This is a genomic window from Allobosea sp. P1_A7 (assembly GCF_056406775.1).
Genome location: NZ_JBFTZN010000038.1, coordinates 13,984 through 37,611, shown reverse-complemented (window position 1 = coordinate 37,611; position 23,628 = coordinate 13,984). Strand labels below are relative to the sequence as shown.

General features: G+C 65.7%; 23 protein-coding genes and 1 other RNA gene. 9 read left to right on the top strand and 15 right to left on the bottom strand.

Annotation, left to right across the window (positions count from 1 at the left end):
• The coding region (locus AC1D34_RS09395; RefSeq protein WP_476824061.1) for an EAL domain-containing protein at positions 1-1,141 on the top strand (1,141 nt) is incomplete at its 5' end.
• Between the two features lie 12 nt (positions 1,142-1,153).
• Here AC1D34_RS09395 and pdxR read toward each other — a convergent pair.
• On the bottom strand, positions 1,154-2,602 hold the full coding sequence (pdxR, locus tag AC1D34_RS09390) for a MocR-like pyridoxine biosynthesis transcription factor PdxR (RefSeq protein ID WP_476824060.1): 1,449 nt from the start codon (positions 2,600-2,602) through the stop codon (positions 1,154-1,156).
• Between the two features lie 82 nt (positions 2,603-2,684).
• Here pdxR and AC1D34_RS09385 point away from each other — a divergent pair, with 82 nt between their 5' ends.
• Positions 2,685-3,347 carry a GNAT family N-acetyltransferase gene (locus AC1D34_RS09385; protein WP_476770460.1) on the top strand — a complete coding sequence of 221 codons (663 nt, stop codon included), beginning with the start codon at positions 2,685-2,687 and terminating at the stop codon, positions 3,345-3,347.
• A 93-nt stretch (positions 3,348-3,440) separates the two neighbouring features.
• Here the strand turns inward: AC1D34_RS09385 and AC1D34_RS09380 are convergent, their stop codons facing one another.
• The 11 genes from AC1D34_RS09380 to tkt all read right to left on the bottom strand — a co-directional run bounded on the left by AC1D34_RS09380 (position 3,441) and on the right by tkt (position 15,897).
• On the bottom strand, positions 3,441-4,457 hold the full coding sequence (locus tag AC1D34_RS09380) for a peptidoglycan -binding protein (RefSeq protein WP_113513290.1): 1,017 nt from the start codon (positions 4,455-4,457) through the stop codon (positions 3,441-3,443).
• 57 nt (positions 4,458-4,514) lie between these two features.
• Complete coding sequence (locus tag AC1D34_RS09375; RefSeq protein ID WP_476824063.1) at positions 4,515-5,507, bottom strand: flagellar motor protein MotA; 993 nt, start codon at positions 5,505-5,507, stop codon at positions 4,515-4,517.
• A 214-nt stretch (positions 5,508-5,721) separates the two neighbouring features.
• Positions 5,722-6,510 carry an inositol monophosphatase family protein gene (locus AC1D34_RS09370; protein WP_476770458.1) on the bottom strand — a complete coding sequence of 263 codons (789 nt, stop codon included), beginning with the start codon at positions 6,508-6,510 and terminating at the stop codon, positions 5,722-5,724.
• Between the two features lie 71 nt (positions 6,511-6,581).
• Positions 6,582-7,517, bottom strand: coding sequence for a tetratricopeptide repeat protein (locus tag AC1D34_RS09365; protein WP_476770457.1), 936 nt, complete (start codon positions 7,515-7,517; stop codon positions 6,582-6,584).
• The gene (locus tag AC1D34_RS09360; protein WP_441488199.1) at positions 7,514-8,161 is read right to left on the bottom strand and encodes a thiamine phosphate synthase; all 648 of its coding nucleotides are present in this window, start codon (positions 8,159-8,161) and stop codon (positions 7,514-7,516) included. The genes AC1D34_RS09365 and AC1D34_RS09360 overlap by 4 nt, the downstream gene beginning before the upstream one ends.
• A 2-nt stretch (positions 8,162-8,163) precedes the next feature.
• Positions 8,164-9,318 carry a benzoate/H(+) symporter BenE family transporter gene (locus AC1D34_RS09355; RefSeq protein WP_476776089.1) on the bottom strand — a complete coding sequence of 385 codons (1,155 nt, stop codon included), beginning with the start codon at positions 9,316-9,318 and terminating at the stop codon, positions 8,164-8,166.
• Between the two features lie 269 nt (positions 9,319-9,587).
• On the bottom strand, positions 9,588-10,667 hold the full coding sequence (gene fba / locus AC1D34_RS09350) for a class II fructose-bisphosphate aldolase (RefSeq protein WP_441488201.1): 1,080 nt from the start codon (positions 10,665-10,667) through the stop codon (positions 9,588-9,590).
• Positions 10,668-11,074: 407 nt separating this feature from the next.
• Entirely contained in the window at positions 11,075-12,265 is a 1,191-nt protein-coding gene (locus AC1D34_RS09345) for a phosphoglycerate kinase (protein WP_441506992.1), read from the bottom strand.
• On the bottom strand, positions 12,262-12,723 hold the full coding sequence (locus AC1D34_RS09340; RefSeq protein WP_476776088.1) for a hypothetical protein: 462 nt from the start codon (positions 12,721-12,723) through the stop codon (positions 12,262-12,264). Before AC1D34_RS09340 ends, AC1D34_RS09345 begins: the two co-directional genes overlap by 4 nt.
• Positions 12,724-12,792: 69 nt before the next feature.
• Complete coding sequence (gap, locus tag AC1D34_RS09335) at positions 12,793-13,803, bottom strand: type I glyceraldehyde-3-phosphate dehydrogenase (protein WP_441488205.1); 1,011 nt, start codon at positions 13,801-13,803, stop codon at positions 12,793-12,795.
• Positions 13,804-13,899: 96 nt separating this feature from the next.
• Positions 13,900-15,897, bottom strand: a complete 1,998-nt coding sequence (gene tkt / locus AC1D34_RS09330) for a transketolase (RefSeq protein WP_476776087.1) — start codon at positions 15,895-15,897, stop codon at positions 13,900-13,902.
• A 272-nt stretch (positions 15,898-16,169) separates the two neighbouring features.
• Between tkt and AC1D34_RS09325 the strand changes: the two genes are divergently transcribed.
• The 6 genes from AC1D34_RS09325 (at position 16,170) to AC1D34_RS09300 (ending at position 19,165) form a co-directional block, all read left to right on the top strand.
• A complete protein-coding gene (locus AC1D34_RS09325) occupies positions 16,170-16,457 on the top strand; it encodes a DUF4164 family protein (protein ID WP_371331978.1) in 288 nt (95 codons plus the stop codon).
• Between the two features lie 14 nt (positions 16,458-16,471).
• Positions 16,472-16,840: a cell division protein ZapA gene (locus AC1D34_RS09320; protein ID WP_069879404.1), complete on the top strand. Its 369-nt coding sequence runs from the start codon at positions 16,472-16,474 to the stop codon at positions 16,838-16,840.
• Positions 16,841-16,883: 43 nt separating this feature from the next.
• A complete protein-coding gene (locus AC1D34_RS09315) occupies positions 16,884-17,471 on the top strand; it encodes an AAA family ATPase (RefSeq protein ID WP_441506994.1) in 588 nt (195 codons plus the stop codon).
• Positions 17,472-17,540: 69 nt separating this feature from the next.
• Positions 17,541-17,695: non-coding RNA, 6S RNA (ssrS, locus tag AC1D34_RS09310), on the top strand.
• A gap of 8 nt (positions 17,696-17,703) precedes the next feature.
• On the top strand, positions 17,704-18,282 hold the full coding sequence (locus AC1D34_RS09305; protein WP_441506995.1) for a 5-formyltetrahydrofolate cyclo-ligase: 579 nt from the start codon (positions 17,704-17,706) through the stop codon (positions 18,280-18,282).
• Positions 18,283-18,337: 55 nt separating this feature from the next.
• On the top strand, positions 18,338-19,165 hold the full coding sequence (locus AC1D34_RS09300) for a TIGR00282 family metallophosphoesterase (RefSeq protein ID WP_441488209.1): 828 nt from the start codon (positions 18,338-18,340) through the stop codon (positions 19,163-19,165).
• Between the two features lie 19 nt (positions 19,166-19,184).
• Here AC1D34_RS09300 and AC1D34_RS09295 read toward each other — a convergent pair whose 3' ends face one another.
• On the bottom strand, positions 19,185-20,549 hold the full coding sequence (locus AC1D34_RS09295) for a methyl-accepting chemotaxis protein (protein WP_441506996.1): 1,365 nt from the start codon (positions 20,547-20,549) through the stop codon (positions 19,185-19,187).
• A gap of 249 nt (positions 20,550-20,798) precedes the next feature.
• On the opposite strand from AC1D34_RS09295, the gene AC1D34_RS09290 reads away from it, so the two are divergent.
• Positions 20,799-21,545 carry a YebC/PmpR family DNA-binding transcriptional regulator gene (locus tag AC1D34_RS09290; protein WP_069879409.1) on the top strand — a complete coding sequence of 249 codons (747 nt, stop codon included), beginning with the start codon at positions 20,799-20,801 and terminating at the stop codon, positions 21,543-21,545.
• 104 nt (positions 21,546-21,649) lie between these two features.
• On the opposite strand, the gene AC1D34_RS09285 is transcribed toward AC1D34_RS09290, so the two are convergent.
• Both AC1D34_RS09285 and AC1D34_RS09280 read right to left on the bottom strand, forming a co-directional pair.
• Positions 21,650-22,429 carry a sulfite exporter TauE/SafE family protein gene (locus tag AC1D34_RS09285; protein WP_476770808.1) on the bottom strand — a complete coding sequence of 260 codons (780 nt, stop codon included), beginning with the start codon at positions 22,427-22,429 and terminating at the stop codon, positions 21,650-21,652.
• A 167-nt stretch (positions 22,430-22,596) separates the two neighbouring features.
• A complete protein-coding gene (locus AC1D34_RS09280; RefSeq protein WP_476824062.1) occupies positions 22,597-23,628 on the bottom strand; it encodes a DUF1214 domain-containing protein in 1,032 nt (343 codons plus the stop codon).

The following is a 23,628-nucleotide window of genomic DNA, read 5'->3' as shown; positions in this document are numbered from 1 at the left end:
GGACTACAATGTCCTGATCGACCCGGTGCGCCTGGTTGACGTGATCGTCGACCCCGGCATCAAGATCGCCGTCGGCAACGAACAGGGCGTGCTGATCGGTGCCCTGAACGATCCAGATCCCGGGGTGCTGCGCGAGCTGCTCGCCAATCCGCGCACGGGCATGGATGATCACAACATCTTTGCAGCAGCCCGCGCTCAAGGCTGGGTCGCAGTGGCGGCCCAGTCGCGCGAGAGCCTGTTGAGGCCCCTCCGGCGGGAACGAATGCTGCTTCTGCCGGTCGGGGCCTTCATCGCGGCCTTCATCGTCGGCATCATCATCTGGCTGTCCCGAAAGCGCCTGTCTCCGTTGGGGGAGTTGACGATCGCGGTGCGCAACCGCGAATTCATCGTGCATTATCAGCCGATCATCGAGCTCGAGACCGGCATCTGCGTCGGTGCCGAGGCCCTCGTGCGTTGGCGGCGCCCCGATGGCTCCCTGGTGCAGCCGGATCTCTTTGTTCCGCTTGCGGAAGAAAGCGGGCTGATCATGCCGATCACCGATCAGATCATCGACGTGGTGATCCTCGATATGAAGGCGCTGCTGGTGACCGACCGGTCCTTGCACATCGCGGTCAATCTCTGTGCGGACGATATCAAGACCGGGCGGATTCTGTCGTTCATCCAGACCGCGCTCGCGCCGACGGGCATAAGGCCGCAGCAGATCTGGCTCGAGGCGACCGAGCGCGGCTTCATCGATATCAATCCGGCGCGGGAGACGATCATTCAGGCCCGCAAGCTCGGTCATTCCGTGGCGATCGACGATTTCGGGACGGGTTATTCGAGCCTGCAATATCTGCAGGGCCTGCCGCTGGACGCCCTCAAGATCGACAAATCCTTCATCGACACGATCGGCCGGAACACGGCGACCAGTTCGGTGACCTCTCACATCATCGACATGGCCAAGACGCTGAACCTGTTCATCGTCGCAGAAGGCGTCGAAACCCGGGAGCAGTTCGATTACCTGCTCGATCACGGCGTGCATTTTGCCCAAGGCTGGTTCTTTGCAAAACCGCTCCCCGCCAAGGAGTTCATCGCCTTCTATCACGACAGGCAGGCGAGCCACGGTTCGGGGCCCGATGTCATCCGGCGCGCCGCCGCCTGAACGGTCTCGCGGTTACGCCGGGAGCAACCGACCGAGTTTCGCCACAACCTCCTCGACCGTGTCGGCGGTCACGCGCGAGATGCCGAAGACGAGCCCGGTCCGGGGCGGACCAAGATGGAAGCGCGACATGGGCTGCATCGCATAGCCGTGCTGGCTGAGATGGTGAGCCGTGGCGCGATCATCGGCACGCTGATCCTTGAACCATGCGGCCAGCTGGAGGCCACCTGTACCGCCGCCGAGGTGCAGAACCTGACCGCAATGATGGCTCAGGGCCGCCATACTCATGGCCATGCGCGCGGCATAGGCAGCGTTCATCTTGCGAATATAGGCGCGCAGCCGCCCCTCTCGGATGAAATCGGCAAGCGCCGCCTGAACATGGATCGGTACAACCGCGCCTCGGAGTTGCAGGCCGACATGGGCGTCTTCCAGCAGCCAGGGTGGAACGATCGCATAGGCGACCCTTACCCCCGGTGCCAGAACCTTCGAGAACGTGCCGAGATAGGCGACGACATTGTTCCGATCGATGCCCTGCAGCGCCGCGATCGAGCGGGATGCGTACTGGAATTCGCTGTCGTAATCGTCCTCGATGATCAGAGCTCMGCTGGCTTGCGCGACCTCCAGCAAGGCCAGTCGTCGTTGCAGGCTCATCGTTGCGCCAGTGGGGTATTGATGCGAGGGCGTGACATAGATCAGCCGCGCCGGCGGGCCGGAGGCCTTGCTGACATCGATCCCTGCACTGTCGCAGGGGACCGGGACGATGCGTGCTCCGGCCGCCTGCAGCAAGGCCCGTGCCGCCGGGTATCCTGGCTCTTCCATCCAGGCGATGCTGGCATCGCTTGCGGCGGGTTGGAGCCGGATGGACGCGAGCAGGCCGATCGCCGCCCTGGTCGAGGGAAGGACGAGGACCTGCTCAGGCCGCGCGACAACCCCGCGCCGGTCGGCGACATGAGCGATGATCGCTTCCTGCAACTCGCGGATGCCACCGGCGTCGCCGTAGCCGAGATCGTGAATCCGCAGCGAGCGGGCTCGGGCGCCCAGGCATCGCGCCCAGGTTGCGTGCGGAAAACCGGCCAGGTCCGGGATGCCGGGCTCGAAGAGTTTCTGGGCGGGYGGTTCGGCGCTCGGCCATGGAGTGGTCGGCTCGGCGCGATCCGGTCCCGGGGAGGGCAGCTTCGCAACGGGGGCAACGCGACTGGCCGATCCGGACGCGGCCTCAAGATATCCTTCCGCTTTGAGCCGGTCATAGGCCAGGACGACCGTCGAGCGGGCGACACCAAGAGCGTTGGCCAAAACGCGCGTCGACGGCAGGCGCTGACCTGCAAGCAATTGGCCCTGCAGGATGCGGTCCCGTACCGCGCGGTAGACCTGTCCTTCTAGATCGCCCGCGGCCCGATCGAGCGGAGACCACACCGGATGCGGAGGTGTTGTCGCGACGTCCAAAGTGGTCTGATGAAAATCCATGAAGTGGCAGTTTATGTCCTACCGGCAATCCCGACAACTGTCGCCGGTTCCGGTCTTCAGCCCGGTTCGACATCAGGAACGCATCATGGATCTCTCACATTGGAAGGGCGTGCCGCGTCCGGAACGCGTAGCGCTGGATGGGCGATACACTCGGCTCGAGCCGCTGGAGGCTGCGCGGCACGGTAAGGATCTCTTCGCCTCAGCCCAGCAACCAGGCGCGGAGGACCGCTTCCGCTATCTGTTCGAGGAGGCGCCGGCCGATCTGGCAGCCTTCGATCCCTGGCTCGAGAAGGCGTCAGCCTCGCCCGATCCGCTGTTCTTTGCCGTGATCGACAAGAGGACCGGTCGGGCCGAGGGACGCCAGGCGCTGATGCGGATCGAGCCTGCACATGGTGTGATTGAGATCGGCAACATTCTGTGGGGACCCGCGATCGCTCGCGGTCGCGTCGCGACCGAGGCGCTCTATCTCTTTGCCAGCCATGCCTTCGACACGCTCGGCTATCGCCGTTTCGAGTGGAAGTGCAATAACCTCAACGAGCCCTCGAAGCGCGCCGCGCAGCGCTTCGGCTTCACGCCGGAGGGCGTGTTCCGCCAGCACATGGTCACCAAGGGGCGAAACCGCGATACGGCCTGGTTCGCGATGGTCGATGGCGACTGGCCGCGCCTGAAGGCCGGCTACGAGGCCTGGCTCAGCCCGGATAATTTCGACGAGACCGGCCAGCAGCGTTCGAAGCTGGCATTTTAGGATTGGCGCCAGCGTCTCGCATGCCCTTCCGGTCAAGGCGTTTGGCTGGATGGGCGCGATACGGGGTGGGGAGGCCGCAGGAGCGGCTTTCCCCTACCGCTCCGTGATCTTGAACTCGATCCTGCGATTGCGGCGATAGGCTTCGTCGTTGCTGGCGAGATCGAGGGGTTGGAACTCGCCGAACCCGGTTGCAGCGATGCGATCGGCGGGGAGGCCGCGTGTGATCAGATACTCGACAACCGCGACCGCACGCGCCGTCGACAGGCTCCAGTTGGACGGGAACTGTGCGGAGCGGATCGGGCGTGCGTCGGTGTGGCCGTCGACGCGCAGGATCCACGGGATATCGGGTGGCATCTCATGGCCGAGATCGGTCAGGATGGTTGCGAGCTTGTCGAGTTCGGCCTTTCCTTCAGGCTTCAGCACGGCTTGGCCGGCATCGAAGAACACCTCTGACTGGAAGACGAAACGGTCCCCGACGACGCGGATGTCGGGACGTGCACCGAGCACCTGCCTGAGACGGCCGAAGAAGTCGGAACGATAGCGCGCCAGTTCCTGCACGCGCTGGGCGAGGGCGACATTCAGGCGCGAGCCGAGATCGGCAATACGGGCCTGCGATTCCTTGTCCTTGGCTTCGGAAGCCTCGATGGCCTGCTCGAGCGCAGCGAGTTGCCGGCGCATGGCCTGGATCTGCATGTTGACCTGCTCGACCGTCGCCTGGGCTCTCGCCGAGAGCTGCTTCTCCGCGTCGAGCGCTTTCTGGGTGTCGGCAAGCTGGGCTGGTCCGTTCGTCGCCTGCGCTTCGAGCGCACCCTGCAAGCGGCCGCGCTCGCTCTGTTCGCGCGTCAGGGTCGATTGCATCAGGAGCAGGTTCTCCTGGGCCTGCCGGTTGGAGACGCGCTCCAGCGCAAGCAGGTCGGACAGCTCTGATATCTGGCGATTCAGCCGTTCCAGCGCGGTGTCCTTGCCGGTCAATTCCTGCGACAGGAAGAACTGACCGAGCACGAAGACCGAGAGCAGGAAGACAATGCCGATCAGCATCGTCGAGAGGGCATCGACGAAGCCGGGCCAGAAATTCAGCTGCTCACGGCGGTAGGTGCGAGACAAAGCCATGGCTTCAGGCCTCCTTCGGCTTCGCGTACGCCTTCGTCAATGAGCCCGACGAGCGGATCATGGCTCGGAGACGCCGTTTGCGGTCAGCCGCTCGATCAGGCGCTTCAGATCCTTCTCGCGCGCAGCCYGCGCCTCGACCCAATCGCGGATCAGCTGCTGTTCGGCGCGCATATGCTGGACCAGCCCCTGCACGCCTTCGGCAAGGTTCGAGATGGCCTGAGTGGCGGCGCGGTTATTGGGGCCGTCGGCCAGCGCTGCACTGAGCCGGTCGAGCTTGTCGCCGAGATTGCGGCCGATCTCGGGGGCGAAGCCGGGGGCCGCGACGGCCGAGGCCGCCTCCCGGCTGCGCGAGCCGAGCCAGCTCTCGAGTTCGTTGCGGAAGCGGCGCTGTGCCTGGCCGACCTGCAGTTCCAGGAAGCCGAGGATCAGCGAGCCCGCGATGCCGAAGAGCGAAGACGAAAAGGAGAGGCCCATGCCGGCAAGCGGTGCGGCAAGGCCGGCCTTGAGTTCGTCGAAGAGCACGCCGGCTTCAGCGCCGGTGCGCAGGCTCTTGATGACGTTTCCGACCGAGCTCACGGTTTCGAGGAGGCCCCAGAAGGTGCCGAGCAGGCCGAGGAAGACAAGCAGGCCTGCGAGATAGCGCAGGACCTCACGACCGTCGTCGAGCCTGACCGCAATCGATTCGAGTACGGAGGCCGCTTGAGTGGGGGCGAGGGTCCCGGCGTCGAGGGCCGGCAGCACGGGACCGAGCGGGGCAATGACCTGGCCGCGCTCGACATCGGCGAGCCCGGGCGCTGCGGCGAGGCGGGTCGCAGCGGCCGCTTCGCTGTTGACGCGCCAGAGCTCACGCAGTGCGATCAGCGCTCCGACCAGGAGCGCGCCGAGGATGAGCCCGTTGAGACCGGGATTGGTCATGAAGGCCGTGACGAGGCCGCCCTGGAGGATGAAGCCCAGGAATCCGATCAGGGCAAGGAACAGGATTGCGCGGATCGCGTAGCGCAGCGGCCGCGAAAAGCGGGTGGTTTCCCGTGTCGTCGCGACCGTGCCCATCTCGGCCGCTGGGACCTCTCTGTCCATGCCTCGTCTTCCGTTCGCCTGGAGCCTGCCACTCCCGGGTGATCCCGAGCCGGCGTCTCTCATCAACCATCCGGCCGTCAGCGGGGTGGACCCGAATCCGGTCACCCCTGTCCACGGCCGCAACGCTGGAGGCAGACTGTCGCCTCCCGCTGCGCCATGATCAAGCGTGAAAGATCAAAGCTGTATGTCAGCCAGCCGTCTTGAGCGCGGCGCGAAGCGCTTGTTCACCGACTTCGTTGCCGCAGATGATATCCTTGGCGCTGGTCGGCTGCTTGCCATCGAGGGTGCCGAAGGTACCGCCAGCCTCGCGGATCATCACGGCGCCCGCCGCGAAATCCCAGGTGTTGAGGCCGCGTTCCCAGTAAGCGTCCATCCGGCCGGCCGCGACATAGGCGATGTCGAGCGCAGCGGAGCCCAGGCGGCGGACATTGGCAAAGCGCGTCATGACGGCGCCGAGCTCGCGCAGAAAGAGCGGGTGGCCGCCCTTGCCGATATGCGGCACGCCCATGCCGATCAGCATGTCGGTCGGCTCACGGCGGCCGGAAACGCGCATCCGGCGGTTGTTGACATAGGCGCCCTTGCCCTTCTCGGCGATGAAGAGCTCGTCCTTGGCTGCATCATAGACGATGCCCGCGACGAACTGGTTGTCGCGCTCCAGCGCCACCGAGATGTTCCAATGCGGAATGCCGCGCAGGAAGTTATGGGTGCCGTCGAGCGGGTCGATATGCCAGCGGTTGCTCTCGTCGGTGCCGTGGACGACGCCGCTCTCCTCCATGACGAAGCCGTAGCCTGGCCTGGCCTTCTCCAGCGATTCGCGCAGGATGCTCTCGGCCTTGTGGTCGGCCTTCGAGACGAAATCACCCGGGCCCTTGGCGAGCACCTGCAGGTTCTCGATTTCGCCGAAGTCGCGCTTCAGCGAACGGGACGCCTTCATCACGGCGTCGGTCATCACGGTCATCAGGGGAGAGCGGATCATCTAAAACCTCATGCGCGCCTTGAACGCGAGAAGGCCGGCAGCGCCATCGCTCCGGCCTGGAAATTCTGCCGTCACTTGCTCGGCTGGCTCGGCGTAGTCAAGGCCGTGCCCTCGATCCGGTCGGCGGCGACGCGTGCGATCCGGTTCATCTGCTCAGGTGTCATGCGATCAAGCAACTGGTCGAGCATGGGATCGTCGAGGCCCTGGGCCCTGGCGGCGAGATGCCAGGCAGCGGCCTCGGCACTGTCGGGAGCGATGCCGCGGCCAGCCAGATAGAGACGGGCGATGCGGTTCTGCGCTATCGCATTGCCCTTGTAGGCGGCGCGCAGGAAGAGCCTGGCGGCAGCTGTTTCGTCGGTGGCGACGCCCTCGCCATTGAACAGCATGATCGCATATTCGATCTCGCCCGCGACATTGCCGCTCTGTGCCGCCTTCGCCATCCATTCGGCGGCCTTCGCATTGTCCTGCGGCACGCCGCGGCCCTGATTGTAAAGCGTGCCCAGCGCGTGTTCGGCATCGCCGATATCGGCTTTCGCGGCGATTTCGAGAGAGGCAATAGCCCGCTTGTCGTCGGCCTCCTTGCCTGTCGCGAGCAGCGCCAGGGCCAGGTTGTAGTTGGCGGCCGGATGCCCGGCTGCGGCGGCACGTTCCAGCAGCTGGCCGGCCTTGGCGGGGTCGCGCTTGCTGCTGCGCTGGTCGAGCAATGCGATGGCGAGCGCATAGACGGCGTTGATGTCGCCACGGTCGGCTGCGCGCTCATACCATTCGGTGGCGGCCGTGGTGTTTTCCGGGACGCCGAGACCCTGGCGATAGATTTCGCCGAGCAGTGTCATGGCAGCAGCGTCAGTGTTATCAGCCTCGACGCGCTTCAGCGCCTCTTCCTGAGCCCTGCGATAATGGCCAGCCTGAAGGGCGCCATAGGCAAGGTCGATATCGGCGGCCGACGCAAGCCCGGCCGGCGCGAGCGCCAGCCCGACGAGCAGCAGGTTGCGCCGAAGGCGTCTCACCGGCCGGCCTTCCGGGTTGCGCAGGCGGCAATCGCCGCATTGGCGGCCTCGACAAGGGCGCGGATGTCCTGATCTTCGCCAAAGGCCCATTCGCCGAGCGCGATGAATTCGGCGCCGGTTTCGACAAGTGCCGGCACGGATGCCGCGTCGGGCGCATAGGCGACGCATGGCGTCTCGAAGATCTCCGCCCACCAGGTGGCGCGCTCGACGACGGCCGGCAAAGGCGGCATCGAGCCGTCAGGCCGCGGTTCGCCGAACATCACGTAGTCGACGCCTGCCTCGCCGACATCCATGGCGTCGTGCCGGGCGCGCAGGCCGCCGGCGCCGATGATGCGCTCATCGCGCAGGCTGGAGCGCGCCTCGCGGATCGCCTCCGGGCCGTCGACCAGGTGCACGCCATCGGCGCCACCGCGTGTCGCAATCAGCGCGGAACCTTCGACGACAAGCGCAACGCTGTTCGACTGAACGGGCCCGGCGATGCGCTTGACGCGCTCGATCCGGCTGCGGTCGTCGCCCTCGGTGAGGCGGAGCAGCACGGCGGCGACGTCGCCGCCGGCGAAGGCCTGCATCAGGCGGAATGACATGGCCTCGGCATCCGCGACGGGCGGAGTGACGAGCATGAGGCGGGTCTGTGAGGTTGTCATGGTCATGATCTTGCGCGCAAACGGCCTGCGAGAGCGTCCAATGTCAAGACCGCAAGCCCGGCGACCAGACTCCAGAAGGCGGAACCGACGCCGAAAAGCGAGAGGCTGGACGCCGCAACGGCGAAGGTGATGACGGCGGCGAAGCGCTCGGAATCCTTGGCCATGGACTGGCCGAGCGCGCCTGTCAGCGAGCCGATGAGGCCGAGTCCCGCGACCGCGACGATCAGTGCCTTGGGCATGGCGATGATAAGCGCGAGCAGCAGACCGGCTGTCGCGGCGATGCATAGCCAGAACAGGCCGTAGGCGATGCCGGCCTTCCAGCGTTGCTTGGGGTCGGGATGAGTGTCGGCGCCCGTGCAGATCGAGGCGCTGATCGCTGCGAGATTGACCATATGCGCGCCGGTCGGCGCCGTGATGAAGGACATCAGCCCGGTGACGAACAGACTGGGCGAAGTCGGCGGATGATAGCCGGCGGCGCGCAGCACGGCGAAGCCCGGCAGGTTCTGCGCGGCCATGGTGACGAGATAGAGCGGGATGCCGATGCCGATGATCGCGGTCAGGTCAAAGCGCGGCCAGGTCAGGACGAGTTCGGTCAGCGCCATGTCGCCGCCGGGCAGGGTTGCGAGGCCGGTTCCAAAGCTCAGCGCCAGGCCGGCAGCGAGCGCGGCGATGACGCCAAGAAACGGGTTGATCAGGCGCGCGACCAGGAAGACGGCGAGCAGCGTCAGGACAAGGGCGGGTTGCAGCTTCATCTCGTCGAAGACGGCGACGACAAAGCGGAAGATGACGCCGGCGAGCATGGCCGAGGCGATGGTCATCGGAATCCGCTCGATCAGCGCGCCGAGCGGCCGGAAAGTGGCGGTCAGCATCATCAGCGCCGCAGCGGCGAGGAAACCGCCGATCGCGGCTGCGAGATCAAAGCCGCTTGCGGCCGCGATCAGAGCGGCGCCGGGTGTCGACCAGGCGCAAATGATCGGCATCCGATGGCGCCAGGACAGCCAGATGCTGGCGAGCCCCTTGGCGATGGCGAGCCCGACGATCCAGGACACCGTCTGTGCCTGTGTCGCCCCAATGGCTTGCGCCGCGGCAAGCACGACCGTGACGGAGGCGGCAAAGCCGACAAAGACCGCGACCAGCGCGGAAAAGACGATCGACATCGGGCACTACCGCGGCAGTAAGGTAAGCCGCGCAGGGAGTGCGCGGCCAGACGGGCCTTTCCTTGAACCAGAAAAGCACGGCGCCCGGAAGGGCAGGGACGAAACCGGCTCATGTCCGCGGCGCCTGTCGCGGAGCTGCCACGGCTCCCTTTTCAAAGTGAAACGCCCGGCGAAAGGCCGGGCGTTTCTGTTCGGTGGGTTCAGGCCTGGGTCGCGACTCTGCGCCGCGCCGCGCCGATCCGTCCGTCCGTCCGTCCGAGCGGTGTGACTTACGCGGCCCTGCCCGCAAAGGTCGGGTCGAGCTCGCCCTTGGCGTAACGCTTGGCCATCTCGGCGGTGGTGGCGACGCGCTTGATCTTCGAGGCCTGTCCGGCGGTGTTGAACTCCTGCAGGCGCAGCGTGCAGAGCTTGGTCATTGCCTCCATGGCGGGCTTCAGATATTTGCGCGGGTCGAATTCGCCGGGATGCTCGGAGAGGATCTTCCGGATCTGGCCAGTCATGGCCATGCGATTGTCGGTGTCGATGTTGATCTTGCGCACGCCGTGCTTGATGCCGCGCTGGATCTCCTCGACCGGTACGCCCCAGGTCTGGGGCATCTTGCCGCCATACTGGTTGATGATGTCCTGCAGGTCCTGCGGCACGGAGGAGGAGCCGTGCATCACGAGATGCATGTTCGGCAGCTTCTTGTGGATCTCCTCGATGACATGCATGGCGAGGATCGCGCCGTCGGGCTTGCGCGTGAACTTGTAGGCGCCGTGCGAGGTGCCCATGGCGATGGCGAGCGCATCGACCTTGGTCTCGGCGACGAATTTCACGGCCTCCTCTGGATTGGTCAGGAGCTGGTCGTGGGAGAGCTTGCCCTCGAAGCCATGGCCGTCCTCCTTCTCGCCTTCGCCGCTTTCCAGTGAGCCGAGCACACCGAGCTCGCCCTCGACCGAGATGCCGCCGAGATGAGCCATCTCGGTCACCGTCTTGGTCACACCGACATTGTAGTCCCAGTCCCCCGGGGTCTTGCCGTCGGCCTTGAGCGAGCCGTCCATCATCACCGAGGTGAAGCCGGCCTGGATCGCGGTCATGCAGGTCGCCGGCTCGTTGCCGTGGTCGAGGTGAACGCAGACTGGGATATGCGGATAGATCTCGGTGACGGCGTCCATCATGTGCTTGAGCATGATGTCGTTGGCGTAGGAGCGGGCGCCGCGCGAGGCCTGGATGATGACGGGCGCATCGGTCGCGTCCGCTGCGGCCATGATCGCCAGTGCCTGTTCCATGTTGTTGATGTTGAAGGCGGGCACGCCGTAATCGTTCTCGGCGGCATGGTCGAGCAGTTGGCGAAGCGTGATGCGGGCCACGATGGTCCTCCCTTTGGGCTTAGAGCGTTCGGGGAGGATTTAGTGCGGATGACCCGTCATGGCAAAGCGAAAGCGGCCGCAGCGTGAATGCAGTTCGTGGCCGCGCGCTCCAATGAGGCGCGCCTGCTCGGCAAAGTCGCCGGTATGGTCTCGGCCATCGTGACCAGGCCTGCAGGGTCATGTCCCTGCTTTTGGACGAGCTCTTCCGGGGAGCGCATAGCCGAGCATATGTCCAAGGATGACTGAGGTTCAGTCACCGGGCCCGCAGCCAGAAGGCCGGTGATGCCGATCGGCAACCAGCGCGGCCCCGGCCAGCCGACGAAGTCGGCAGGCACGTCGATTGTTCGATTGGAGCCCTGCCAGACCTGCTGTGCAGACGTGGAACAGGAAGATGAAGGCGTTGCGGCTTACCGCGTCCGCAGCGCCTCGACCCCCGGCAGGGCCTTGCCTTCCATCCACTCGAGGAAGGCACCGCCCGCCGTCGAGACATAGGACAGGTCGTCGGCGACGCCAGCATGGTTCATTGCTGCAACGGTGTCGCCGCCGCCGGCAACGGCCACGAGCCGGCCGGCCTTGACGCGCTCGGCCGCAGCCTTGGCGACTGTGACCGTCGCCGTGTCGAAAGGATGCAGCTCGAAGGCGCCGAAGGGGCCGTTCCACACCAGCGTCCTGACGGTGTCGAGCTTGAGCACGACCTCGGCGACGCTGAGCGGGCCAGCATCGAGGATCATCTCGTCGGCAGCGACCTCGGTGATCGGCACGACGCGGTGTCCGGGATTGGCCTTGAACTCCCGGGCGACCAGCGCATCGACCGGCAGCATGATCTCGCAGCCCGCAATCCTGGCCTTCTCGTCGATCTCGCGGGCGGTAGCGAGGAGATCATGCTCGCAGAGCGACTTGCCGACATCGACGCCGCGCGCGGCCAGAAAGGTATTGGCCATGCCGCCGCCGATGGCGAGGACGTCGACCTTCTTCACCAGGTTGCCGAGCAGCTCGAGCTTGGTGGAGACCTTGGCGCCGCCGACGATCGCCATGACCGGGCGGGCGGGATTGTCGAGCCCGGCGCTCAGCGCTTCCAGCTCGGCCTGCATGGTGCGACCGGCATAGGCCGGCAGCACATGGGCGAGGCCCTCGGTCGAAGCATGGGCACGGTGGGCAGCGGAGAAGGCGTCATTGACGAAGATGTCGCCATTGGCGGCGAGCGCCCGGACGAAGGCGGCGTCGTTCTTCTCGTCGCCCGCATGAAAGCGGGTGTTCTCCAGCAGCAGGACTTCGCCACTCTTGGCCGCGGCGACGGCCTTGGCGGCGTCCTCGCCGATGCAGTCATCGACGAAGATCACCGGCTGGCCAAGCTGATGGGCAAGCGCCATGGCGACCGGCTTCAGCGAATCCTTGGGATCGCGACCCTTCGGCCGGCCGAAATGCGCGAGCAGGATGACCTTGCCACCTTTCTGCGAGATCTCGCGAATGGTGGGCAGGACACGGTCGATGCGTGTCGTGTCGGTGACCTTGCCGGCGTCCATCGGCACGTTCAGGTCGACGCGGACAAGCACGCGCTTGCCGGCGAGATCGGCGTCGTCGAGCGTGCGGAAGCTCATCGTGGCAGAAGTCCCGGAAACAGGCCCGGCACGCCGAACTTCAGCACCAGGATGGTGAGCAGCACGGTGAGAACGGCAGTGACGAGGGCGGTCGTGAACAGGGTCGCCGAACGAGGAGTCGCGTCGACGCGTTCGCGCAGCGCCGCAACCTCCTGGCGGATTCCCGCGAAGTCCATGGCGCCGGTCGCGGTCTCGACCTTGGCCGCACTGCGCTCCAGCGAGGCTTCGGCTCGGGTGAAGACGGCCTCGTAGCGGGCAAACTTCTCCTCGATGCGCGCCGCCTTGTCTTCGATGCGAGAGAGTTGGTCGAGCTTGCGCGGCTCCGCGGTCGGCGCCACCTCTTCGGTCCGGCTGGCTGCGGAGAGAGCCGTCACCGTTGCTCCCGATGCGCCGGGCGCAGCGATGGAGGGTTCGGGGAGGCTCGCCGGCGCGGCGACGGTCGGCTCGATCTTGGTCATGCGCGTTCCGTTCGTTCGAGAAGGGTCAGGCGGGGCCCGGCAGCGCGCGGGGTCCCGCCGGCCGTTGCGTCAGATGAGCTTCGCCATCGCGACGGCAGTGTCGCTCATGCGGTTCGAGAAGCCCCACTCGTTGTCGTACCAAGCCAGGATGCGAACGAACTTGTCGTCCAAAACCTTGGTCTGGTCGAGCGCGAAGGTCGACGAAGCCGGGTCGTGGTTGAAGTCGATCGAGACGTTCGGCTGGTCGGTGACCGCGAGGATGCCCTTGAGCGGACCGCGCTTCGAGGCCTTGATGATGGCTTCGTTGATCTTCTCGACCGTGGTCTTGCGCTTCGAGATGAACTTGAAGTCGACGACCGAGACGTTCGGGGTCGGCACGCGGATCGAGGTCCCGTCGAGACGGCCCTTCAGCTCGGGAATGACGAGGCCGATCGCCTTGGCGGCGCCGGTCGAAGTCGGGATCATCGACAACGCGGCAGCACGGCCCCGATAGAGATCCTTGTGCATCGTATCGAGCGTCGGCTGGTCGCCGGTATAGGCGTGGATCGTGGTCATGAAGCCTTTGTCGATGCCGACCGCGTCCTGCAGCACGCGCACGACTGGCGCGAGGCAGTTCGTCGTGCAGGAGGCGTTCGAGACGACGAGATGGTCCGTGGCCAGGGCGTTGTTGTTGACGCCGAAAACCACGGTCAGGTCGGCGCCATCGCAGGGCGCCGAAACCAGCACGCGCTTGGCGCCGGCGGCGAGATGGGCGGCCGCCTTGTCGCGGGTCGTGAAGATGCCGGTGCATTCCAGCGCGATGTCCACGCCGAGCGCCTTGTGCGGCAGGTCCTTGGGATCGCGGATCGCCGTGACCTTGATCGGTCCACGGCCGACATCGATCGTGTCGCCGGAGACTGTCACGGTACCGGGGAAGCGGCCGTGGACGGAGTCGAAGCGGAAGAGATGGGCGTTGGTCTCGACCGGGCCGAGATCGTTGATCGCCACGACCTCGATATCCTTGCGCTTCGACTCAATGATCGCGCGCAGAACATTGCGCCCGATGCGGCCGAAGCCGTTGATCGCCACCTTGACCGTCATCTCAATCCTCTCCTTCGCCGATTCACGGCGGGTTGGCCGTTATTCACGCGGGCAAATCGGCCAAAGCATGGCCAAACGCAAGTGTCCGGGTAAAACTCAGCCGTTATGCCGCTTCAATGCGGCTTCGACCACTGCGTCGGGCGTAATGCCGAAATGCTTGTAGACGTCCTTGTAGGGGCCGCTGGCGCCGAAGGAGGCCATGCCGACGAAGATGCCGTCATGGCCGATCACCGCATCCCAGCCGAAGCGGACGGCGGCYTCGATCGCGATCTTGACCGGGGCCTCGCCGATGATCTGGTTCTGCGTCGCCTCGTCCTGAGCGAGCAGCAGTTCGAGCGAGGGTACAGAGACGACACGGGCGCGAACGCCCTTCTCGGCCAGAAGCTTGCGGGCCGCAACGGCGATCTCGAGTTCCGAGCCGGACGCGAAGAGCGAGACCTGCGCCTTGCCGCCCTCGGCCGCCTGCAATTCATAGGCGCCCTTGGCCGAGCGGTTGGTCGCGGTGCCATCCGTGCGGAGCGGCGCGAGATTCTGGCGCGAGAGCGCCAGCACGGTCGGCCCTCCGGTCCGCTCAAGCGCGATCTGCCAGGCTTCCGCCGTCTCGATCGCGTCGGCTGGGCGCAGCACGCGCATGTTCGGCATCGAGCGAAGCGAGGCGAGATGCTCGACCGGCTGGTGGGTTGGGCCGTCCTCGCCCAGGCCGATCGAGTCATGGGTCATGACATAGACGACCGGCAGGCCCATCAGGGCCGCCAGACGCATCGAGGGGCGGGCGTAGTCGGCGAAGACCAGGAAGGTGCCCCCGGCGGTGCGGAAGCCGCCATGCAGGGTGATGCCGTTCATCGCGGCAGCCATGCCGTGCTCGCGGATGCCGTAACGGATGTAGCGCCCCTTCGGGGTCTTGAGCGTGAAGTCTTCCAGCCCCTTCGCCTTGGTGTTGTTCGATGGCGTCAGGTCGGCCGAGCCGGAAACCAGCTCCGGCATCACCGGCACGATGACGTCGAGGGCGAGCTCGGAGGCCTTGCGGGTCGCGACGGTGACCGGGTTGGCGGCAAGGGCCTTCTTGTGGGCGACGATCACCTTGTCGAGCTTGCCCGGAATCGTGTGGGCGAGGCGGCGCTCGAACTCGGCGCGCTTGCGTGGCGACAGCGCCTCGAACCGGGCGAGCCAGTCCTTGTGGGCGAGGTGGCCGGCAGAGCCGAAGGCGCGCCAGCTCTTGAGGATGTCGGGGGCAATCTCGAAGGCCGCGCCGGTGATGCCGAGCTTGGCCTTCGCGGCTGCGAGTTCCTCGGCGCCGAGCGGCTCGCCATGAGCCTTGGAGGTGCCGGCCTTTTTCGGTGCGCCGAAGCCGATCACGGTCTTGCAGGCGATCATGGTCGGCTTGTTCGACTTCTGGGCGCGGCGGATCGCGGCCTCGATCGCGTCGGGGTCATGGCCGTCGACGCGCTCGGAGCGCCAGCCACAGGCCTTGAAACGCGCGACCTGGTCGACCGAGTCGGAGATCGAGAGCGGGCCATCGATCGAGATGCCGTTATCGTCCCAAAGCACGATCAGCTTGTTGAGCTTGTGGTGGCCGGCAAGCGCGATCGCTTCCTGGCTGATGCCTTCCATCAGGTCGCCGTCGGAGGCCAGGACATAGGTCTTGTGGTCGACGACCTTCTTGCCGAACTCGGCGGCGAGCATGCGCTCGGCCATGGCCATGCCGACTGCGGTGGCGAGACCCTGGCCGAGCGGGCCAGTGGTGGTCTCGACGCCGACAGTCATGAAGTTCTCGGGATGCCCCGGGGTCTTCGACTCGAGCTGGCGGAACTTCTTGAGGTCGTCGAGCTCCATGCCCGGCGTGCCCGTGAGATAGAGCAGGGCGTAGAGCAGCATCGAGCCGTGACCGGCCGAGAGAATGAAGCGGTCGCGATCCGGCCAGCGCGGATCGGCGGCGTCATAGTTCATGACGCGGGTAAACAGCACGGTTGCGACGTCGGCTGCACCCATCGGCAGGCCGGGGTGGCCGGACTTCGCCTGCTCGACGCCATCCATTGCCAGGGCGCGAATGGCGTTGGCGAGCTTGTCGTGCTGGGCGCGGTCGATCGTGGTCATGGTGTCATTGGCTCCGGCGGGCGGAAGGGCGCGTCCCGCGTCCGAACCATGCCGGAAGGGCATGAGGGCGACGGTCCGGTAGGCTTTCGGGGCATCGTTTTCGTGCGGGTGCTCGATAGGATGCCCGCTCTCCCGGAGTCAATTCATCAGGGGGCTGCTATCACAGTTGAGAGCTGCGAATATCTGCCCGAAAGCGTTTCCCACTTGCTCATATCCTGCTTTAGGCTCGCGAATCATGGAGCCGGCTTCGAACTGAAAGGGAGGAGACGACCGTGGCGAGCCTGATGCTGGACAATGCGCTTGCGCGACTCGATAGCGCACTCGCGCAACTCGAGGCGGCTGCGCGCCGACGCATCGAGGCGGAGCGCGGACGGGCCAACCTCGAAACCGAGCTGACCTTGATGCAGGATGACAGGGCCCGGCTCGCAGCGGAGCTCGATGGCGCGATCGCGCGCGTCGGCCAGGTCGAAACCGCGGCGGGCGACGTCGAACGCAGGTTGGAGAAGGCGTTGGGCGCGGTGGGTGACGTGATCGCCCGCGCCGAGGCGCGCGAGCACTGAATACGGAGGGCGTGATGCCGCAGGTGAATGTCACGATCGCGGGCAAGGCCTATCGCATGGCCTGCGGCGACGGCGAGGAAGCCCATCTCGAAGGGCTCGCCAATCTCTATGACGGCAAGATCGATGAAATGCGCCAGGCTTTTGGCGAGATCGGCGACATGCGTCTGCATGTGATGGCCGCGCTGATGGTTGCCGACGAGGTGTCGGAGCTCAAGGAACGCGTCGCGACGCTGGAGAACATGCTCGCGGCTGTGCGCGGCGACGCCGGCTCTGCCGATCAGCGCCTGGGCGAGGTCGAGGAGCGCGCCGCCGAAGCGCTGGTCACTGCGGCAGAGCGTATCGAAAGCGTAGCGCGCAGCCTGATCCCAAGCCCAGTCGGCTGAAGCCTCGAGGCACGGCATCGCCTATCCCGATCCGATCGACGGCGTGATCCAGCACGGACTGGTGCGGGCGGCCTGGCAGTGCCCTGCGGGGGCGACGATTGCCCCGAGGCGTTCTCTGGGTGAAACAGCGGCGATGCAGCCCTATGCGATTTTCCTGAGCGGCCCGATCGGCGCCGGCAAGACGACACTCGGCAAGGCGCTGGCCACGGAGCTCGGTGGCGGCTTCATCGACGGTGACGACCATTCGGATCCGGATCTGCCCTGGTATCGCTCAATCCTGCGGACGAGCCGATCCGTGGTCAGGACTGGCCTGACAATCCTCGCGGTTCAGCCAGTTGTCGTGATCGCCTATCCGCTGGGGTGTAGCACCTGGATCTTCTACCGGCGTCATTTCACGGATGCTGGCGTTCGCCCGCTCTTCATCAGCCTGCGCGCCTCCTATGCGGGTATCACATCGGCGGCACGCGGCCGTGCATTCGACGAGGACGAGCATGAGCGCATCCGCGTCATGCTGCATGAAGGTTATGCGGAACGTCCCTTCAGCGATCTGATCATCGACACCGACCTGCTGCCGTTCGAGGCGACGTTGCAGCAGCTCACCCGGGACGTGCGAGAGTTCTTCTCGGCGTGAGCCAGCATCCTGTGCGCCGGCTGCAACTCGCCACTGGCGCTTTGCCGGCGAGCGTCCTACATAGTTCTGGCGGGGCTGCCCGGTGCGTGAGAGTATGTATTCCCGGGCCCATACGATCTCCTCGGGAGCTGTCCCTGACTGGGTCCCTGGACCCAGACATATGGCGCCCACCTACTTAGTAGGTGTCCCGGGATCGAAAACTCCACGGCCAAGGTGGCTCCGCGCTTTCTCCATGCATACTGACCTTCAAACGACGCCGCTCCGCGGCAAGAGCGAGTTGCGGATCGAGGCGCTCGCGCGCCGTGACGCGCTTGAGATCGATGACCGGCTCGAATGGGATCAGGCCATCGTCGCCGGCGTCCTGGCGCTGCCGGCGCTGGCTGGAGGCGGAACCGTCTCGGCCTATTGGCCGATGCGCTCCGAGGCCGACCCCCGCCCGGTTCTGGAAGCCCTGCACGCGCGGGGCGTTCCGCTCTGCCTGCCGGCTATCGTCAATGGCGCGATGATTTTCCGGAGCTGGGCGCCATGGGAGCCGATCGTGCCCGGTGGCTTCGGTACGCTGGTGCCCGAGCCGCAACAGCCGCAGGCAAGGCCGAGCATCCTGCTTGTGCCGCTTGCGGCCTTCGACCGCCGCGGCTACCGCATCGGCTACGGCAAAGGCTATTACGACCGCACGCTCACCGAGCTCGGAGCGGTCACTACGATCGGCCTCGCCTATGGTGCGCAGGAGATCGCGGCTGTTCCCGATGAGCCCCATGACCGCAAGCTCGACTGGATCGTGACCGAGCGCGAAACCATCCGCTGCGGTTGATTCGCGTGCGCGTTCGCGTCAGTGAAGCGCTCCTTCTTCGTTCAGGGTTCCCGTCATGCGTTTTCTTTTCCTCGGCGACGTCGTCGGTCGCCCCGGTCGCATTGCGGTTCAGGAGCGCCTGCCTGGCCTGCGTGAGCGCTGGAAGCTCGACTGTGTCGTGATCAATGGCGAGAACTCGGCCGGTGGCTTCGGCATCACCGAGGCGATCTGCGACGAGTTTCTGGCCGCGGGGGCCGATGCCGTGACGCTCGGCAACCATTCCTGGGACCAGCGCGAGGCGCTGGTCTTCATCGAGCGCCAGCCCGCATTGGTCCGCCCCGCCAATTATCCGCCCGGAACGCCCGGCCGCGGCGCGACCGTGATCGAGGCGCGCAACGGCGCGCGCGTGCTGGTCGTCAATGTGATGGGGCGGCTGTTCATGGATCCGCTCGATGACCCCTTCGCCGCGGTCGAACGCGAACTCGCAGCCTGTCCGCTGCGCGAGGTCGCCGACGCCGTCATCATCGATGTCCATGCCGAGGCGACCAGCGAGAAGCAGGCCATGGCCTATTTCGTCGATGGCCGCGCCAGTCTCGTGGTCGGCACCCATACCCACGCCCCGACCGCCGATACGCGCATCCTGCCTGGCGGCACCGCCTACCAGTCCGATGCCGGCATGTGTGGCGACTATGATTCCGTTCTGGGCATGCACCGGGAGGAGCCGGTTCGCCGCTTCCTGCAGAAGGTGCCGGGCGCGAGGCTGGAGCCTGCGACCGGACCTGGAACACTGTCTGGCGTGGCGGTCGATATCGACGACGCGACGGGGCTGGCCCGGGCGGTCTGGGCCGTCAGGCTGGGGCCGCATCTGAGCGAGGCCACACCGGAGGCCTGGGAGCGGGGCTGATCACCCCACCCTGAACCGTTTAGACGGTGCGGCCCTGACGGGCGAGGTTCTCGAAGGCGGAGGTGAGCGACGAGGCTTGCTTCGCCAGGTTTTCCGCGACGCTCAGGACGTCCGAGACATTGGCGCCGGCTGTCTGCGCCATCTCGCTGACCCCGCTGGCGGCCTGCGCGACTTCCTGCGTTCCGAGCGCGGCCAGGTTGACGCTGCGGGCAATTTCCTGCGTTGCGGCGCGTTGCTCGTCGATCGAGCCCGCGATCGTCACCGTCGTCTGCTCCATCTGCGTGACGAAGGCGACGATGCTCTCGATTGCCGCGACTGCCTCGCGCGTCGCCGCCTGCATCGCCGGCACCTGAGCCGCGATCTCGTCGGTTGCCTGGGCCGTGCGCGCCGAAAGCTGCTTGACCTCATTGGCGACCACGGCAAAGCCGCGCCCGCTTTCGCCGGCACGCGCAGCCTCGATCGTGGCGTTGAGCGCGAGCATGTTGGTCTGGGCGGCGATGGTCTTGATCATCTCGACCACCGCGCCGATGGTTTCGGCCGAATGCGCGAGGCTCTTCACGATGATGTCGGTCTTCATCGCGGCCGCATTGGCGTCATGCGCCATGTTCGCCGCGCGCGAGATTTCGGACGAGACATCGTTCAACGAGATCGAGAGCTCTTCGGCCGCGCTGGCGACGTTCTGGACGTTTGCCGAGGCTTCATCGGAGGCCTGCGCGGCGACGATGGCCTGCGTGCCGGTATCCTGCACGACGTTGCTGACGGCGCGTGCCATGGTCTCGACGCGGGTGGCACCGGTGTTGACCGTGTCGACCACACCGCGAACCGTGACCTCGAAGGCCTCTATCTCGGCGCGGGTGCGCTCGCGGCTTTCACGCTGGACTTCCGCATAGGTCTCGAGCAGCAATTCGAGGTCCAGTTGCACGGCCTTGTTGAGCGCAGCCCTCATGGCAATGCCCCGGACGAAGCGCTTGTGCTGCCAGAAGCCATTCAACTTCTGGAGGCCGTCGCGGTCGACACCAAGCTCGGCGCCGATCGCGTTGGAGACGATCGTGTGGCAGATCGCGACCGCATAGACCGGAACACCGTGACGATAGAAGGCTGCGGCGAGGTTGCGGGCGGAGTGGAGGTAGCCATCCCCGAGTTCGCCCGAGGCCAGCCTGATCCAGTGCGCCAGCCTGAGTTCATGAACCTCGGGGGTTTTCAATGCGCGGCTGGTTTCCGGCCAGGGATCGAATTCGACGTGCAGTTCCTGCAGCAACCCCGGCAGTCTCTCCTTGGCGAAGGCGGATTGCAGGCGCAGAAGGGCGAGATCGTCGGCGCCGATCTGGAACGCGCGGAAGCGCACGTCCTGTTCTGCGATGGCTATGCTGGACACAGATTTCATGAGGTCGGGAGAGCTGCAATCTGGCAGGAGGGACTGATCTGAAGTGACCCTGACCCAGTTCGGCAAAGATTGGCTTAACGCTGCTCTTGCCGCGCTTCTGCCGTGGAAACGCAGTAGGAGCATCGTCATTCAGGGCGGCCCGGCGGCTTGCCTGCCGGCAAAAGCCCCGCTTATAAGGCGCGGATTGCCTCGCCGGGCCCAGTTTGGTCCGCCTTGGCAGGTCCACAGTGACAAAAGAGGCTGACCTCGATGGCCGGGCATTCCCAATTCAAGAACATCATGCACCGCAAGGGCAAGCAGGACGCGGTGCGGTCGAAGCTGTTCTCGCGGCTCGGGCGCGAAATCACCGTCGCGGCCAAGATGGGCATGCCCGACCCCAACATGAATCCGCGCCTGCGCATGGCGGTGCTCGCCGCGCGTGCCGAAAACATGCCGAAGGACAATATCGAGCGCGCCATCAAGAAGGCGGCCGGCAATGAAGGCGAGAACTATGACGAGGTGCGCTACGAGGGCTATGGCCCGGGCGGTGCCGCCGTCATCGTCGAGGCGCTGACCGATAACCGCAATCGCACCGCTTCGGCCGTCCGATCCTACTTCACCAAGGCCGGTGGGGCTCTTGGCGAAAGCAACTCCGTCTCCTTCATGTTCAACCGCGTCGGCGAGGTCACCTACCCGCCGGAGGCCGGCGATGCCGACAAGGTCATGGAAGCGGCGATCGAAGCTGGCGCCGACGACGTCGTCAGCGACGAGAACGGCCACACGATCCTGTGCGGCTTCGATGCGCTGAACGAAGTCTCCAAGGCGCTCGAAGCCTCGCTCGGCGCGCCGGCTTCGGCCAAGCCCGTCTGGCGCCCGACGACGACCGCGCCGCTCGACGAGGAGAAGGCCGCATCGATGATGCGGCTGATGGAGGCGCTCGACAATGACGACGACGTGCAGAACGTCTTCGCGAATTTCGAGATCGCCGACGAGATCATGGCGAAGCTCGGCTCGTAAGCAGCCCTGCCAATCATGGTCGGGCTTGTCCCGGCCACGACGCCTGCTCCTTCATCGCGTGCGGCAAGGCGCGACTACTTGCCTGCGAAGGCGAACGCGGCGGTTCAACGCCCCAGCATGCCATCCCATAGCGGCAGGCTGACCAGCGCGCTGAGGAAGATCACGAGATAGGCGATGCGCCGGAACGTCTCCTCGGAGGCGATCCGGAAGGCATGCGTGCCGACCCAGAGACCGGCGCCGTAGATCGCAAACAACGGCAGCGCCATCGCGAGCGATGCGGCCGTGATGATGCTCTTCAGCCAGAGCAGGACACCGCTGACCACGGTCGACAGGCCGAAATAGGTCTGGAGGTTGGCACGCGCTTTGTGCCGGTCGTTGCGCTGGGCGCCGAGCCAGAATACGGCCAGCGGCATGCCGCCGATACTGGAGAGGCCGTTGAACAGGCCGGACAGCGAACCGACACCCAGCGAGAGCGGGATGCCCGGCTTGCCGTGATAGCGCCAGCCCGAGGCCATCAGCGTCACCGCGGCGAGAACGAGCACGGCGACGATCCAGCGCATCGTCCTCGGCTCCAGCCAGGTCAGCAGCCAGAGCCCGAATGGCAGCGTCAGCGTCGCGGCGATCAGCAAGGGGATGACCTCGCTCCATTCGGCACGCTTGGCCGAGCGGGCGGCGATCGGCAGCGCGAAAGGCAGATCGATCACCCAGATCAGGCCGAGCGCTGCGACGGGGCCGAGCACCAGGCTTGCCAGCGGCATGAAGACCATGGCGAAGCCGAAGCCGGTGAACCCGCGCACCAGTCCGCCGAGCAGCGTCGCGCCGAGAAGGGTGGTTATCCCCGAGAGGGTGAGGCTGGGGAACAGCGCGGAAAGCAGGTCGGTCATCGGTCCAGGGAGGTCAGGCAGTCGGGGCAGCCCACCATCACCCAAGTCCCGGCGGGATCAACTCTTTCCTTGTGATGGCATCGATATGTGCACGTCATCGATGCCATGAGGATCGCGCGCGGTCATGCGCGCCTGATCAACTGCGCGTCCGCGCATGCCCGCCTTGCTCAGCTTGCGGCCACGGGTTCCGGGAATTTCCATTTGCCGTTCAGGATCTCAGCGCGTGGGCGATAGAGGCGAACCGTGTAATTCCAGCCCTTCATGATCGGCAGGCAGTTCGGGATCTTGCCGTCGCAGCCGCTGAACTGGATCGAGATCGAGCCGTCGCCATTCTTCCTAGCGGTGATGTTGTTCAATGAGTAGGCGCCGTAAGGATTCTTTTCGTAGTAGCCCTCGGCATTGTAGAGGCTCACCGACCAGAAGCCGTTGACCGGCACATCCTTGACGTTGAGCTTGTAGACGGTGGTTCCGTCATTCCTCGCCGGCGTGACGTTGAGATAAGTGGCGTCCTTGTCGGGGTTGCCGCCCCAGCCTGTCGCGGTCCCGATCAGGTGCCGAATGGGATCGACTTCCTTCTTCGTGCCGAAGGCCTTCTTGAAATCGGGTATCGTCGAGCCCAGCACCAGTAATGCGTCACGGACTTTCTTCTGGCTGGCCTGATCCCAGTTCGGCACGTCGAACTTACCCGCGCGCTTCTGGCTGACCTTGATGGCATCCTGCAGGGCGTGAACCTGCTGCAGGTCCTTTGGATCCACAGGGTCGACCAGGGTGCGGATGGCAACCGCCGCATAGCGCGTGCCGACCCTTTGCCTGTCGAGGGTGTAGGAGCCGGCGCCATAGGCCACCATCGGGGTATAGTGGTCCTCGTTGATCACCTGCATCGACATGAAGCGCTTGCCTGCCGTCGRCAGCGTGATCGTGACCGGGCCTGCGTCGAGATCGAAGACGGCCGCCGAATAGAGCGTATCGCGGTTGAGGCGGATAACGGTCTGGTTGTCGATCGCGGCCGGCTCACGCCGGTGCACGAATTTACCGAGGCTGCCGTCCTTGACCATGTTGCTCATGTAGAGGTCCGATTCGGCGCGGATGAAATTGTCCACTCCGACTGGGGCTGCAGGATCCGACGGCGCCTGCGCGACCGCGCCGCCCGTAACCGCCAGCGTAGCGGCAAACGCGTAAATCGTGAGCTTGGTGTGCAT